This is a genomic window from Bradyrhizobium sp. CSA207 (assembly GCF_029051685.1).
In the GTDB taxonomy this organism is placed as follows: Bacteria; Pseudomonadota; Alphaproteobacteria; order Rhizobiales; family Xanthobacteraceae; genus Bradyrhizobium.
Genome location: NZ_JAACFT010000031.1, coordinates 57,853 through 71,667, shown reverse-complemented (window position 1 = coordinate 71,667; position 13,815 = coordinate 57,853). Strand labels below are relative to the sequence as shown.

13 protein-coding genes are annotated in these 13,815 nt (G+C 60.4%); 7 read left to right on the top strand and 6 right to left on the bottom strand.

From position 1 onward, the window contains the following. Positions 1 to 91 precede the first annotated feature (91 nt). Complete coding sequence (locus tag GWG65_RS29975) at positions 92 to 748, bottom strand: glutathione S-transferase (protein WP_275199132.1); 657 nt, start codon at positions 746 to 748, stop codon at positions 92 to 94. 114 nt (positions 749 to 862) lie between these two features. Here GWG65_RS29975 and GWG65_RS29970 point away from each other — a divergent pair, with 114 nt between their 5' ends. After that, positions 863 to 1,426, top strand: a complete 564-nt coding sequence (locus tag GWG65_RS29970; RefSeq protein ID WP_275199102.1) for a TetR/AcrR family transcriptional regulator — start codon at positions 863 to 865, stop codon at positions 1,424 to 1,426. A gap of 203 nt (positions 1,427 to 1,629) precedes the next feature. Further along, positions 1,630 to 3,924 carry an MHYT domain-containing protein gene (locus tag GWG65_RS29965; protein WP_275199131.1) on the top strand — a complete coding sequence of 765 codons (2,295 nt, stop codon included), beginning with the start codon at positions 1,630 to 1,632 and terminating at the stop codon, positions 3,922 to 3,924. 122 nt (positions 3,925 to 4,046) lie between these two features. On the opposite strand, the gene GWG65_RS29960 is transcribed toward GWG65_RS29965, so the two are convergent. Beyond that, on the bottom strand, positions 4,047 to 6,830 hold the full coding sequence (locus GWG65_RS29960) for a UPF0182 family protein (RefSeq protein ID WP_275199101.1): 2,784 nt from the start codon (positions 6,828 to 6,830) through the stop codon (positions 4,047 to 4,049). Positions 6,831 to 7,138: 308 nt separating this feature from the next. Between GWG65_RS29960 and GWG65_RS29955 the strand changes: the two genes are divergently transcribed. The 4 genes from GWG65_RS29955 (at position 7,139) to GWG65_RS29940 (ending at position 10,318) form a co-directional block, all read left to right on the top strand. Next, complete coding sequence (locus GWG65_RS29955) at positions 7,139 to 7,609, top strand: YbaK/EbsC family protein (RefSeq protein ID WP_275199100.1); 471 nt, start codon at positions 7,139 to 7,141, stop codon at positions 7,607 to 7,609. Between the two features lie 47 nt (positions 7,610 to 7,656). Further along, positions 7,657 to 8,076, top strand: coding sequence for a CBS domain-containing protein (locus tag GWG65_RS29950; RefSeq protein ID WP_275199099.1), 420 nt, complete (start codon positions 7,657 to 7,659; stop codon positions 8,074 to 8,076). 182 nt (positions 8,077 to 8,258) lie between these two features. Beyond that, positions 8,259 to 9,287, top strand: coding sequence for an alpha/beta fold hydrolase (locus tag GWG65_RS29945; protein WP_275199098.1), 1,029 nt, complete (start codon positions 8,259 to 8,261; stop codon positions 9,285 to 9,287). 305 nt (positions 9,288 to 9,592) lie between these two features. Further along, the gene (locus tag GWG65_RS29940) at positions 9,593 to 10,318 is read left to right on the top strand and encodes a hypothetical protein (protein WP_275199097.1); all 726 of its coding nucleotides are present in this window, start codon (positions 9,593 to 9,595) and stop codon (positions 10,316 to 10,318) included. Positions 10,319 to 10,389: 71 nt separating this feature from the next. Here the strand turns inward: GWG65_RS29940 and GWG65_RS29935 are convergent, their stop codons facing one another. The 4 genes from GWG65_RS29935 to GWG65_RS29920 all read right to left on the bottom strand — a co-directional run bounded on the left by GWG65_RS29935 (position 10,390) and on the right by GWG65_RS29920 (position 13,011). Continuing rightward, positions 10,390 to 11,244 carry a tetratricopeptide repeat protein gene (locus tag GWG65_RS29935; RefSeq protein ID WP_275199096.1) on the bottom strand — a complete coding sequence of 285 codons (855 nt, stop codon included), beginning with the start codon at positions 11,242 to 11,244 and terminating at the stop codon, positions 10,390 to 10,392. Between the two features lie 246 nt (positions 11,245 to 11,490). Beyond that, positions 11,491 to 11,895 carry a hypothetical protein gene (locus GWG65_RS29930; RefSeq protein WP_275199095.1) on the bottom strand — a complete coding sequence of 135 codons (405 nt, stop codon included), beginning with the start codon at positions 11,893 to 11,895 and terminating at the stop codon, positions 11,491 to 11,493. A gap of 4 nt (positions 11,896 to 11,899) precedes the next feature. Continuing rightward, the gene (locus GWG65_RS29925; RefSeq protein ID WP_275199094.1) at positions 11,900 to 12,118 is read right to left on the bottom strand and encodes a hypothetical protein; all 219 of its coding nucleotides are present in this window, start codon (positions 12,116 to 12,118) and stop codon (positions 11,900 to 11,902) included. 86 nt (positions 12,119 to 12,204) lie between these two features. Next, positions 12,205 to 13,011: a hypothetical protein gene (locus GWG65_RS29920; RefSeq protein ID WP_275199093.1), complete on the bottom strand. Its 807-nt coding sequence runs from the start codon at positions 13,009 to 13,011 to the stop codon at positions 12,205 to 12,207. Positions 13,012 to 13,031: 20 nt separating this feature from the next. On the opposite strand from GWG65_RS29920, the gene GWG65_RS29915 reads away from it, so the two are divergent. Next, positions 13,032 to 13,709, top strand: a complete 678-nt coding sequence (locus tag GWG65_RS29915) for a hypothetical protein (protein ID WP_275199092.1) — start codon at positions 13,032 to 13,034, stop codon at positions 13,707 to 13,709. Positions 13,710 to 13,815: the final 106 nt, after the last annotated feature.

The window sequence follows — 13,815 nt, the reverse complement described above, 5'->3', positions numbered from 1 at the left end:
CCTCTCCCTGCGGGAGAGGTGAACCGAATTCCGGGCGCGCATCGATTCAACCAAGAATTCATCCCGCCCTGGCGTTGGCGCCGCCCTGATGTCACGCGGACGCCTCGGCCGGCTCCGACATCGTCACCCGGTTTTTGACGCTGGGACGCTGCTGCATCTTTGCGTACCAGGCTTGAAGCGCCTCGCATTCCGCAGGCACCGGCAGCTTCAGGAGCTCCGCAAAGATCAAGCCGCCGATGACCGTGATGTCGGCCATCGAGAAGGTCTCGCCGGCGACGAAGGACTGCTGTCTCAGAATGCCATCGAAATAGTGCATGCCGCGCAGGGCCTTGTCGCGCTGGCGGAGGCCCCACTCGGCGTTCTGATAGATCTCGACGTCGGGTCCGAGCCCCGGTGTGGCGTGGTGAAAATAGACGCTGATCGCGTCGAGCAGCTCCAGCTCGGCGCGCTTGCTCATCATGTGGATCACGCCCTTTTCGCGCGGGGTCCTGCCGGTCAGCACGGGAGCCCCGTCGAGCGCGTCGAGATATTCGGTGATGGCGGTGCATTCGCCGATGAAGGTGCCGTCCTCGAGCTCGAGCACCGGCAGCGTGCCCGAGTAGTTCTTGGTCAGAAACTCCGGCTTCTTGTGCTCGCCCTTGCGAAGGTTGACCGTCACGAACGCAACGCGCGGCCGCAAATTTTTCTCGGCCAGAGCGATGCGGACGCGCGCGGGGTAAGGGCCGGTCGGCCAATCATAAATCTTCATCATTGGACGGTTTCCTTTCTCTACCTGCCACATGGTAGGTGACCATACTCTTCAAAACCCGGCGGTCAAAGCCTATCTGTCACTTGGTAGATAACGAAGCGGTGAGGCGGCAACATGAGTTCCAGCGCGCGGGAAGCCATTCTGGCGGCCGCCAAGCGGACTGCACAGGCACACGGCTATGGTGGCCTGAACTTCCGCGATCTCGCCGCTGAAGTCGGCATCAAGGCCGCCAGCATCCACTATCACTTCCCGAGCAAGGCCGATCTCGGCGCCGCGGTCGCCCGGCGCTATTGGCAGGATACCGCGGCGACGCTCGAATCAATGCTGGCCGAAACCTCCGATCCCCTGCGCTGCCTGCACCGTTATCCCAACATGTTCCGCAAGGCGCTCGAGAGCGGCAACCGCATGTGCCTGCACAGCTTCATGGCGGCCGAGCATGACGATTTGCCGGAAGCGGTGAAGCAGGAGGTAAATACCTTTGCCGACGTCAATATCGTCTGGCTCGGCAAGGTCCTGTCCGCTGCGGGGCTGGCGGGTTCCGAGCAGAGCGAAGGGCGCGCACGCGCGATCTTCGCCGCCATCGTCGGCGCCCAGCTGCTTGCGCGGAGCCGCTCGGATCTTGCGCTCTACGACGCCCTGATCGACAGCTACCGCGCGGCCGGCCTGCTGCCGGCATGACGGATGGCGCCCGCGCCGACGGGGGCGATGTGCGGCGCAATCCTGGAGTGGCGGCGCGGCTGGATTGCGTGCACCATGGCGGACGATTCGAACGTCGTGGACGCCTGCGGTCGCGGCGCCTAGCTTGGTGCCGAGGACGATTTCGGTGTCGGGGAGGACTTCATGCGTAAACCCGAATGCAAGTTCGGCTAGCGTTGGCCGAAATGCATCACCATGCGGCTTTTCACGATCCCGTTCTGGTCGCACTATCGATCCTGATCGCGGCGCTCGCCTCCTATACCGCATTGGACCTGGCGACTCGCATGCGAGCCGCTTCGGGGAGGGCCCGCCGATCCTGGCTGCTGGCCGCCGCGATCGCCATGGGCGGCGGCATCTGGTCGATGCATTTCGTCGGCATGCTGGCCTTCAGCCTGCCGGGACTCGATATCTCGTACGATCCATTCCTGACTCTGCTGTCGCTGGTCATTCCGATTGCCGTCGCCGCTGCCGCCTTTGCCGTTGTCGGACGACGCCCACAGGCGCTGCTCGTATCCGGCTTCGCGATGGGACTTGGCATCTCCGGCATGCACTACACCGGCATGGCCGCGATGCGAATGGCGGCTAGCATAGAGTACGAGTCCCGCTGGGTCGTGCTCTCGATCCTGATCGCAATCAGCGCCTCGGTCGTGGCGCTCTGGCTCGCCTTTCGCAACACCAACGCGGTCCAGCGGCTGTTCGCCGGCCTGGTGATGGGCCTTGCGATCTCCGGCATGCACTACGCCGCGATGCAAGGCGCCATGTTCGTGCCGACGACCGCCGCGGCCCGGGAGGCAGGCCATCTCGGTGTCGGTCAGGCGCCGCTCGCGTTCCTGCTCGCCGGCATCACGATTCTGATCCTGAGCATCGGGATCGCGGCGGCCGTCTATGACAGGGCGTCCGCGGAGCGCGCGCAATACGAGGCCGACACACTGAGGCGAAGCGAAGAACGTTTTCGCCTGCTTGTGGAAGGCATCGCCGACCACGCGATCTTCATGCTCGATCCGGACGGGCGGGTGGGCAACTGGAATCTCGGCGCGCGCCGGCTGATGGGCTATGGCGATGACATCGTCGGGACAAGCTACAGCATTTTTCATACCGAGGAAGATTGCGTGGCCGGGGCACCCGGGCGCGCCCTCGTCGACGCCGAGCGGGATGGCAAGTTCGCCATCGAGGGCTGGCGCGTGCGCAAGGATGGCAGCCGGTTCTGGGCAGAGGCGACGATCGTCGCGGTCCGCAACGAAAGCGGCGCCATCGCGGGTTTTGCGAAGATCGTGCGCGACGTCAGCGAAAGGAGGCGCGCGCAGGAGGAACTGGATCGGGCGCGCGAAGCCCTGATGATGTCGCAGAAGATGGAGACCATCGGCCAGCTCACCGGCGGCGTCGCCCACGACTTCAACAATTTGCTCGCCGCCGTTCTCGGCAGCCTCGAGCTTCTGAAGAAGCGCCTGCCGTCGGGCGATCCGAAGATCCAGCGCCTGGTCGAGAACGCGATGCAGGGCGCGGTGCGGGGCGCCTCCCTGACCCAGCGCATGCTCGCATTCGCGCGCAAACAGGACCTCAGGCCGGCGGTGGTCGATGTCCGCGACCTGGTGCGCGGCATGGCGTCATTGTTGAAATTCGAGGCCGGAATTCGTGTCGAGACGCTGTTTCCGATGCACCTGCCGAAAGTGACGGTCGACGCCAACCAGCTCGAACTGGCAGTGCTCAACCTGGCGGTCAATGCGCGCGATGCGATGCCGGATGGCGGCCTGATCACCATCGCCGCGCGCGAGGAGCAGGACGGCAGCGGCCTTTCGACCAGTGGCTATGTCGCGCTCTCGGTGAGCGACACCGGCTGCGGCATGGACGATGAGACCCTCAGGCACGCCCAGGAGCCGTTCTTTACGACCAAGGGCGTCGGCAAAGGCACCGGGCTCGGCCTGTCGATGGTCCACGGACTTGCCGAGCAGTCCGGCGGCAGGCTGGTCTTGAAGAGCCGTCCCGGCGAGGGCACCACAGCCGACATCTGGCTGCCGATCGCCGAGGAGACTGCGGTGCCGGAGCCGCGCACGGAGGCGCCGGCACCGATAGCCCGGGCCAGCCGGCAGCTTTCCGTGCTCGTCGTCGACGACGACCTCCTGGTGCTGGAGAACACCGCAGCGATGCTGGAGGATCTCGGCCACATCGTTGTCGAGGCGCGCTCGGGCGATGAGGCGCTGGCCTTGCTCCGCCGCACGCGGACCGTCGACCTGGTCGTGACCGACTATGCGATGCCCGGCATGACCGGACTGCAGCTCGCCAGCGCTGTCGCCGCAGAGCGCCCCGAGACGGTCATCCTCCTGAGCACGGGATACGCCGACCTTCCCAGCGATGCGCGATCCAGTCTGCCGCGCCTGTCAAAGCCATTCGACCAAGCCGCGCTTGCGAGGGCCATCGAGGCGGCGATGGTCGAACAAGAGGCAACCGGATCGATCGTCGCCTTTCGGCCGAAAAGCGCATGAATGCCGGGTGATGATTGGCGCGCCGCGGCCGATGAAGATGGGCCCTGTTGCGTCGCGGTGGCGCTATGACGACGTGTGCGAGTCCGCAGCCGATACTGTGGATGGGAGGAATCCCCGGAGCATCAGTGGCCGCCGGAGCGTCGGTTCATTTCCTCCAGGAGGTCGCGCATCGCATTGAACTGGGTGCCGAAGCCTTTCCAATCTCCGGCCTTCAATCGCTCCACTGCTTGATTGTAACGATCGAGCGCCTCTCGTGACTGATTTGGCGCCGGGCTGGCCAGGGGCATCTCTTCGGCAGTGCTTGAGATTGCCGGCGCGGCGCCGGATTCCAAGAACAGCGCTGACAAGGCCTCAACCAGCGTCTCTTTCATCACGACATGTTCGCCATAAGCTGCGATCACACGTTTCAGCTCCGGCAGATGCCCTTGCTGTGCTCGCAAATAGAGCGGCGATACATAGAGGATCGAGTTCTCGATCGGAATCACAAGCAGGTTTGCACCGCGTATCACCCGCGAGCCCATCTGGTTCCACAGCGTGAGTTGTTGCGAGATCTCCGTATTCTGATTGATCCGCGCCTCGATCTGGAACGGCCCGTAGACAAGCTTCTCCTTGGGGAACTCGTAGACGATCAATTTGCCGTAGTCGGGCGCGTCGCAGCGCGCGGCGAGCCACGCGATCATGTTGTCGCGCCGGCTAGGGACCATGGGAAGCATGAGGAAGAACTCCGCCTGCGCTTCGCCGGGTAACCGCATGATGATATAGTAAGGGGTCATCGTCGAGATGCCGTCGCCGCCCGGCTGGCGTGGAAACTGCCATAGATCCTCGCGATTGTAGAAAACGTCGGCTGCTTCCATGTGGTACACTTGATATAGTCGCGCCTGAATCAGGAACAGGTCCTCCGGATATCGAACGTGCTTCTGCAAGTCCGGTGGCATCGCCGTGAACGGCTTGAACAAGGTCGGAAAGATGCGCTGGTAGGTCGCCGCAATCGGGTCGCCTGAATCGATCAGATAGAACTCGACGATCCCGTTATACGCATCGACGACAACCTTCACCGAGTTGCGAATATAGTTGAGATCGAGATCCCGCACAGGCTGCGCGGAAGGGAAATAGGAACTCGTCGTGTAGGCGTCCTGCATCCAGAACATCCGCCCGTCGCTGATGACTAGATAGGGATCATGATCGAGCCTGAGGAACGGAGCGATCGTGCTCACTCGTTCCTGGATACTGCGCCGGATCATGATCCGGCTGTCGATCGTGATATAGTTCGTGAGCACAAGATTTGGGTCGTTGAAATAATAGGAGAACAGGATTCTTCTGCCCATTGTCCCGATCGGAACGCCGCCGGCGCCGTCGTAGGCCGCATAGGCGTTGTCTTTCCCTTTCGGATAGTCAAACTCCGGTGTGCTGCCCTTGACGATGACGTAGTCGTCGCTCTGTTCGCCGAAATAGATGCGCGGCTCGCGGATTTTGGGACCGCCGTCTGCGACAGGAGGAATATCCCGCAAATAAAGCAGCGGCAGTCCTTCAGTGCTCTTGCGTGTGACCGGGCTCATCACCGCGCCATTGCCGTGCGTGAACAGCACATGGCGGTTAACCCATGTCTGGGCGTTCGATGGCAGCAACGAAGGCCGCAGTTCGCGGGCCGAGAGCATTACGCTCTGGTAGGAGCCATCGAGCCAGTATCGATCAACGTCAAGATCATGGAATTTGTAGTAGGTACGGATTTCCTGCAGCTGCGCGTAGGTATCCGACAGGGGCAGCCAGTCCCACAGCCGTATATTTTCGATTGTCGCCTTGTTGGATTCGAGTACCTCGGGGGTAAGCTTCTGTTCGGCCGCAAATGGCTTGGCTGCGATCCGATCGAGATTGTATGCCTGCCGCGTGAGCGCGATATTGCGTTCGATGTAGGGCCTCTCCAGCTCCAACTCGCTTGGTTTGACGAAGAACTGCCGGAACAGCACAGGGACGGCACCGGACAGCACAAACGTGCCGACGCCGACGAGCACGATCGCCACGGCGGGAAGCCGATAGGTGCGAACCCGGAGGTTCGCCCACGCAGCAAGCGCCGCAATGATCGAAAGTCCGATCATCAGCCACAAGCCGGGCAGCCCAACATGCACGTCGGTGTAACTTGCGCCGACAACTACGCCGTTGTCGCCATAGAGCAACAGATAGCGGTCGAGAACATAGGACCAAGCCTTCACCGCCAAGAGACAGCCGAGCAGCGCTGAACCATGAGCAATCGCTGTCGGCGATATTGATCGGTGGTTGATGTCGTATTCGATGTCGCCACGCGCCCAATAGATCGTTCCGGCGAAAAGCGCGCTCAGAACGAGGGTGAGCAGCATCCAGTTCTTGATGAGGATATAAGCGGGCAGCGAGAAGAGAAAGAAGCCGATGTCCCTGTTGTAGAGTGGATCGGCCATGCCATAGGGCACTTGATAGAAATACTGCAGCAGGACGCTCCAGTTGCCGGCTTCTGCCGTCGCGACCAGCAGGGCGAGCAAACCCGCACCAGCCGCGATAACCCTGGGCCATTGCAATTGATCGCGCATGTACGCGAACAAGTCAGGGGGCGGCGCGTTGCCCGCCAGTTTCGACAAGAAGGCGGCAACGGCTTGTGGCGGCCGCTGGGTGAGACGCAGGGCAAGCAATCCGTTCAGCCAAAGCATGGCGGCGGTTGCCGTCAAAACGGCCAACAACAGCACGGCTTGGGCGCCGATGCTGGTCAAAAAGACAGGCAGATAACCGATCGAGGAAAACCACAGCCAATCGACGAGGAAATCGGTTGCGAGCTTGAGCAGGATCAAGCAAATCCCGACGACGAAGGCCGCAAGGATGAGCCTCACCACGGCGTTTTGCCTTGGTGCCTTCCGCTCGGGTCCGGTGATCCCGATCGTCATGGTCGCATGATAGCGGAACTGAAGGACGCTTGCCGCTTGATTTATGCCGGGGATTGAATTGGGCCAAGAGCTCTGCCCTATCGGCGGATCCGAACGCCGCGACGATCCCTGCTGCAGGCAGGCACTGGAAACATACCCAACGCCAGAAGTCGAGGTGTTGCATTGCACTCCCGGTCAGTGACGAAGAATTGCAGCTGGGAAGTGATAGGCCTATGTTGACCTAGTAATCACGCAGCCGCCCATCGTAAGGAGAGGCTCTGCTGGAAGACTTACGGCGGATGGTCTGCCTACCGCATCGGAGGTCTGTCATGTCCATCGCTCCCACACTGCAAAAATATCTGGCGGCTGAAAACATCCAATACGAGGAGATCCAGCACGAACTCAGCATGTCGTCCACTCGTACGGCTGAGGCATGCCATATCTCCGGCGATCGTCTCGCCAAGGGCGTCGTGTTGCGGCGCGACGGCCAATATGTACTTGCCGTTGTGCCCGCATCGCATCACCTTCGCCTGTCGGATCTGCGGACAACGCTCGGCAACAATGTCGATATGGCGAATGAAGCCGAGATCAGTCAGCTGTTCCGCGACTGCGCACACGGCGCAGTTCCTGCCGTTGGCAAGTGCTACGGACTCGATGTCATCGTCGACGACAGCATCGAGACACAGCCGGAGATCTACATGGAAGCCGGCGATCATGAGACCCTGCTTCGTCTCACTCACGCGCAGTTTGCGCACCTGACGGCGAACGCGCCGCATTGGCGCTTCAGCGCACACGCCTGAGGAGTTGTCGGCTGCACCATCCTCAAATCCGGTAATGGAGATCTGCCATGAAAGTCAAAGAAGTGATGCACAAGGGCGTCGACTGGGTCAGCCCCGACACCCCCGTCGCCGAACTCGCGAAGTTGATGCGGGGGCATGACATCGGCTGCATTCCGATCGGCGAAGACGACCATTTGATCGGGATGGTGACCGATCGCGACATCGTCTGCAAAGGCCTTGCGAGCAAGAACTTCAACGCCGCGCGCATGACAGCGCGGGATGTGATGACCGAAGGTATCCATTGCTGCCGGGAAGATGACGATCTGGCGAAGGCGGTGCATCACATGCAGACGCTGAAGATCCGCAGGCTGCCTGTGATCAACAAGAGCAAGCGGATGGTCGGCATGATCAGCCTGGGTGATGTCGGCCAATTCGCCGCGGTTGATCTGTTGACCGAATGCGTCAAGGGCGTGTCGGCCCATCACTGAAGCAACGCCGGCTCGATTTCGGAACTTGGTCGGATCGCCCGCAGACCCGCGCGGCCGGTGAGCGCGGACGCCATCGCCACGCGGCCAAGCACGAAGCTGCTCTGCCGTCTTCTCGCCCCCATTGTCATTCAGGGAGTTGGGCGGGGCGGCGTTATGGTGGGCAAAGTTCCCAAAGGTTCCGTGTGATCGTCCGACGTCTTCCGCAACACGACTCTCGCCACTCTCTTTCGCGCCGCGCGCTCCTGGGCGGGCTTGTGTCGGCAGGCAGTGCGCTCGCGCTCGGAGGATGCGCAGGCCTGGGCGCGACCGGCGCGCGCTACGACGCGTCGTCCCTTTCCGTTGACCCCACATTGCTCGTCGCTACCACGCGCAAGCCCGTGAACGGCGGTCGCACGAAACCCTGGTTCGGGCCGGAGCGCGCGACCAGAATGACGGTCGCGCAGGCAAAGCTGGTGGTGCCGGACGAGAGCCGCCTTTCTCTCGCCTCGGTCGGACTTGGCGATTGGCGCCTTGATAGGGTCGAACCGGTGTCGGCCGAAATTGGCGATCTCCTGGCGCAGGCCGGCGGGGGAGGAGACGCGCTGATCTATGTGCACGGCTTCAAGCAGACATTCGAGACCGCGGCGCTCGATGCCGCCCATCTCTCCGATGGGATCAGGTTCCGCGGCCGGACCATGGTGTTCGCCTGGCCCTCCAAGGCAGGACTGTTCGACTACGCCTATGACCGCGACAGCGCGATGTGGTCCCGCGACGATTTCGAACGCGTGCTCTCTTCTCTCGTGTCGGCTTCAGGCGGCGGCCGGGTGCACATCGTTGCGCACAGCATGGGAACCATGCTGGCGCTCGAAAGCCTGCGGCAGCTCTATGCGCGATACGGCGACACTGTTACGAGCAGGATCGGCGCGGTCGTGTTTGCCGCGCCTGATATCGACATGGACGTATTCTCGTCGGCGATTCACCGCATCGGTCCGCTGGCCGGCAAGATCACCGTGATCGCCTCAACGAACGATCGCGCACTGGCGTTGTCGGGGCAGATCGCAGGTGGAATGACCAGGGTCGGCGCCGCCGAGAAGGCTGCCATCGAGCAGCTCGGCGTGCGCGTGGTCGATGCTTCCCAGGAAGGCTGGGGCCTCATCAACCACGATCTGTTTCTATCGAATGCGGAAGTGCAGCGGGTGATCCGCCGCTCGATCGACGGTACGGCCGCGTAAGAAGGCACCTGCACCGAGCCATGGGACGTGGGCGGTCAGCATCAAAGCTCCGAGAGCCAGCCGGAGTACACTGTCGTGCTAAAGGACCGGTTCGGTCCAAGCCATGATCGCCTGGCTGCACCCTGCCGGCCCGGCGCCAGCTGGACAAGACTCGCGCTCCGCTCGATCCGCTCCGCCGGCTTCCTGGCTGCCGAAATTGTTCGACTGTCGCTTCTGATTTATTGTCAGGCGACACTTTCGACGGTTTCCCGCGGTTCGCGGGAGGGCTGTCGCTGGCATTATCCCGAGGCGCGGGGAGGACGCCGATGCATCCGCACAATCGCGAGAAACTCGATGACCGCGTAAGGAGAGCGGCTGAGGCGGCCCTTGCAGCCCGGAAGTATGTGAGTCCGGTTGATGTGCTGGTGGGAATCGGATGGCTCGATCCCGGTGCACTTAAGCGTTGGCAGCAAGGACAGGTCGGGTATCTCGAGGGAGTCGTGCAAACCAATCTGCCGCGCATTTCCGAGGCTATGAAGCTGTTTCGGTCATGGGCGGCCGCGAAAGGGCTGAGGCCAAGCGAGACGGCCTACATCGCGCGGACGCCGGCGCGGCAGATGCTGCGCTTCAGCAAGAGCGGTGATCCGGCCATCGAACAGCTGTACCGCACTCATTGGATATCGGGCGACCTTCCGCAGAAAAAGCAGAAGCGCCTGGTGGAGAGGGCGAGCCGTGCGCCTGAGCTTGTCGTGATCCAACCGCTGAACGAGGCCTGGAAATGCCACCGCTGCGCTGGAACGGGCGATTCTCTCATCATGGAGGCGCCCGGTCCCGTATGCCTGCGATGCGCGGGTCTTGACGACCTCGAATTCTTGCCCGCCGGGAATGCGCTGCTCACGCGTCGGGTCAAGGCGAACAGCGCCCGGCATGCGGTGGTGGTGCGCTTCAGCAGGAGCCGGCAACGCTATGAGCGACAAGGCCTGCTGGTCGAACACTGCGCTCTATCGGAAGCGCAAACTGAACTGGAGCAGCACAACCGCGAGTGTTCGTGAGTGTCTTAACGCGCGATTGTCTCGGGCAGGAGCCCCATCATTATGCATACGGCGATGTCAGATCCTCAGCGCTATTGCTTCAAAAGCTTTTGTGCGTTTCTCCGGGCAGTAATCGCTGCGGAGAATCCGGAATCAATCTTGATCGCCCGGTCATAGTCAGCAACCGCACGGCTCAGATCTCCCTTCTTAGCATAAGCTTCGCCCCGGTAATAGAAAAGCAGACCTGTCTGCGCCAGCGCGATCGCCTGGTCATAGTCCGCAATCGCCCGGTCATAGTCGCCCTTCTCGTAATAAGCATGTCCCCGGCCCTGAAAGGAATGGGCACGTGTCGGATCAAGCTTAATTAGATCGTCATAGGCGGCAATCGCTCCGCCGAAATCTTTTTTTCCGACATAAGCATCAGCTCGGTACTCAAGGAGCAACTCATTTTTCGGTTTAAGCCGGGCCGCCTGGTCATAGTCGGCAACCGCCCGGTCGTAATCTCCTTTTCTGACATAAACCCCAGCGCGGTAATCATAGCCAAGGTCCGGCCTAAGCTCGATGACCTTAGTAAAATCAGCTAACGCCAGATCGTAGTCATTGAGCCCTACATTCCCGAGATGAAGGTTGGCGCGGCGTATGAAGAACCATGGATTTTTTGGATTAAGCCGGATTGCCTCGTTGAAGTCGGCAAGCGCCCGTTTAGGGTCCTTCAAGTCGTAGACGCGTCCTCGGTAGTTGTAGGCCTTGGCCAGGTTCGCGGTCGTCTCCTTCTTGGCCTGGATAATCGCCGTGCAGGCACGGGCTGATTGTTCAGTATCGCCGTCCTCCTTGCACAAGCCCAGGTCACCCAAGTCGGTGCCCGCAGCAAACCCGTCCCTAGCAAACCCCACCGTAGGCAGGCAGCAAAGCAGCAATACTGCTGCAACGCGCATGAATGTCTTCATCTTATAACCTCAGGTGCCTCCGCATATCGCCGGGAGTCGCATGCGGGCTGCACAGAAGCCGGAAAAGGAAAGGCGAGCGATTGCACATCTAGCCTAGCATAGAGATTCGCGATGTCAGCCGACCCTTTCATCCAAGGGAGTGAGCGTGACTGATCGGACATCAACACCACTCTTAACCTGATCAAAGCGAAACCTTTTGACAGGATGTTCGCCCGCTCCACGCTTTGTAGCGGCGAGAGCCTTGGGTTATCTTTTTTTGCCAGCCTCACGTTTTTTGATTTCTTCAGCTTGGCTGCAATTTTCATCCATCTCCTTTTGGTTCTGTGTCACTTCCTCTTCGAACACCTTGTTCCAATAATCCACTTTGTCCTTGGTATAGTTGCAAGCAGTCGAACGAATTTTGTTCAATTTCAGCGACTCGCGGGCTTCGTCGAAGAACCCCTTTTTCAGCGCGCATTGGGCCTGATAATATTCAAGGCCTGACCCCTGAAGCTTCGGGGCGTCGTTTATCGCCTTTATGCCCCGCTCGTATACCTTATTGCCGTACCGCTCCAATGCGCCTACGGCATCCTTGCATTCATCACCGTTTGCACCGCCGCAATGAGCGAGGCTTGCGAGCGCGACTGCGGCGGCAAGTACGATTCTCTTCAAAGGTTTATTCCGTTTTGAAACAAGCTGCCAAGCAACCCATCATGGTTTGGAGCGGATCGATTTCGTAAGCCTCTGCGGCAGATCCAAGCAGCGTTTTTGCCTGCTCGTATGTCGTGCTAAAGGCCACCTTCCCGGGTGCATCCAGTTTGGCGCGGTGTTGCTGAGCGTAGGCCGGAATGGCCCAATTCATCGCGACGCCCAACGCAATCAGAATCTTGATCATTGCTGCTCCTCTCCTCTCGCCAAGGAAGCTTCACCAAATGGAAAGAACGTTAGCGCCGATGTGACATCCCAGATCTGAAACCGGACCTACTCGCACCCTTGTGCTCGCAACCCTTGCCTTTGATTGACCATATCTGCGCCATCAGCTTCCAACACCGCTATTTGCTTCAGAACCTGCTGGCACTTGAGACTGTACTTGCTGTAGTGCATCCCGGCTCGTCGCTGGCTTGATGTATCTTGTTGTGACCTGACGGCTTTTGCTTTCGCAAGCTGTGCGTTTCCGAGGGCTATTCTTTCATTCTTTGGATCACCAGCCTTTCGGTATTGGGAGGCAGCCTCTTCGAAGCGGTTGGTGGCGCCTGACCAGTTCTGCACGACAAATTCGGCCTTGCCCGCTTCAAATAAATTCCGAGCGGCCGACGCAGCCTGCGAGTCCTGCTCGTTCGGCTCAACTGGTCTGTTGGCTTGTCTAACTTCTGGCTTCTGACTCGAAGGGGTGTTTATAGGCACTGTTGTATCGACACCGTAAAGCTTCGCGGAAACCATGCCCGCATTGCCCAGGTCCAGCTTCCGCGTGCGTCCAGCCCGAACGACCGTGATGCCACCCCTGGCCGTCATCGTTCCGTCTGGTTGCAGCGTGTAGTCAGTTTTGTAAATCGTATTATCGTAAGTCAGTACGTTGCCGGCACACGTCCATGTTCCCTGCAGACAGTTCGGATGCCCATCGCACTTGGCTGTGCCGTCTGCGGTCAGGGTCGCGTCATTGGTCGAGCCAATGCCATAATGTTTCCATACCCCGACAAACTTGCCCGCACAGCTGGACGACGGGGCGGCGCTTGCATTGACACTTATCAAAACAAGGATACTGATCAACGACGCTTGAGGGACTTTCATATTCGACTCCGTGAGGCGGCATGCCTCAAGCTTTCGTGCAGGCAACTGATATACTCAGCGAAACGCAGTTTTTCGACACCAGCATGAGCTTCCTCCGCTCGTTTCTCGGCCGATCAACAATCTCGCGGCTGCCTGAAAGCGAACAGGTCGATCCATCCAGCGCGGTCGGCTTGAACCGGTCCAACTTCCTGGTCGATCCCTCCGGCGCGAACCACATTTTGTGCACCGTGATGGTTTCGATCCAAGGGCCACGTCCGATGACCGTCGTGAAAGTGATTGGGGTGTCACCTCCGCGATTTTTCTTAACGAGGTCTGACTTGCCAAAAGGATGCCGTCTCTCGATCGTGTCGCCGCCCATCCCGGTCTCGGTCAGTGTGCCGTCGGCAGGGAACGCGATGGGAGGCAGCCCGCCGCCGCAATCCTTGGCCGGCGGCGTGCACCAAGATGCGTTTAAGTATACCGTTTTGCAGAAGAACGGCGATTTGAGAGCGTCTTGCGCGCCGGCGGCCGGAACAGCACAAACCGTCAATCCGAATACGAGAACCCTGCGCAACAAGCCCCTCCAGATAATCGAATTCATGCCGCGGAATGCAAGGCAGTCACACCAGACAGGCGCTGTGTTCGAGAATTTCGGAAATGCTCCCAAACCGATACCCCCATATGGGGGTAGTGGTGAAATTCAATGGCAATCAGATTGAATGTAAGCATCCGGTGAGGACCGCGGGGCGGTCACTCGGGCTGCCTGATTGACTTGCTTATTTCGGTCTCGCCAACCTTTGCTGCAAGGCGCTCTAGAGTCCCAGT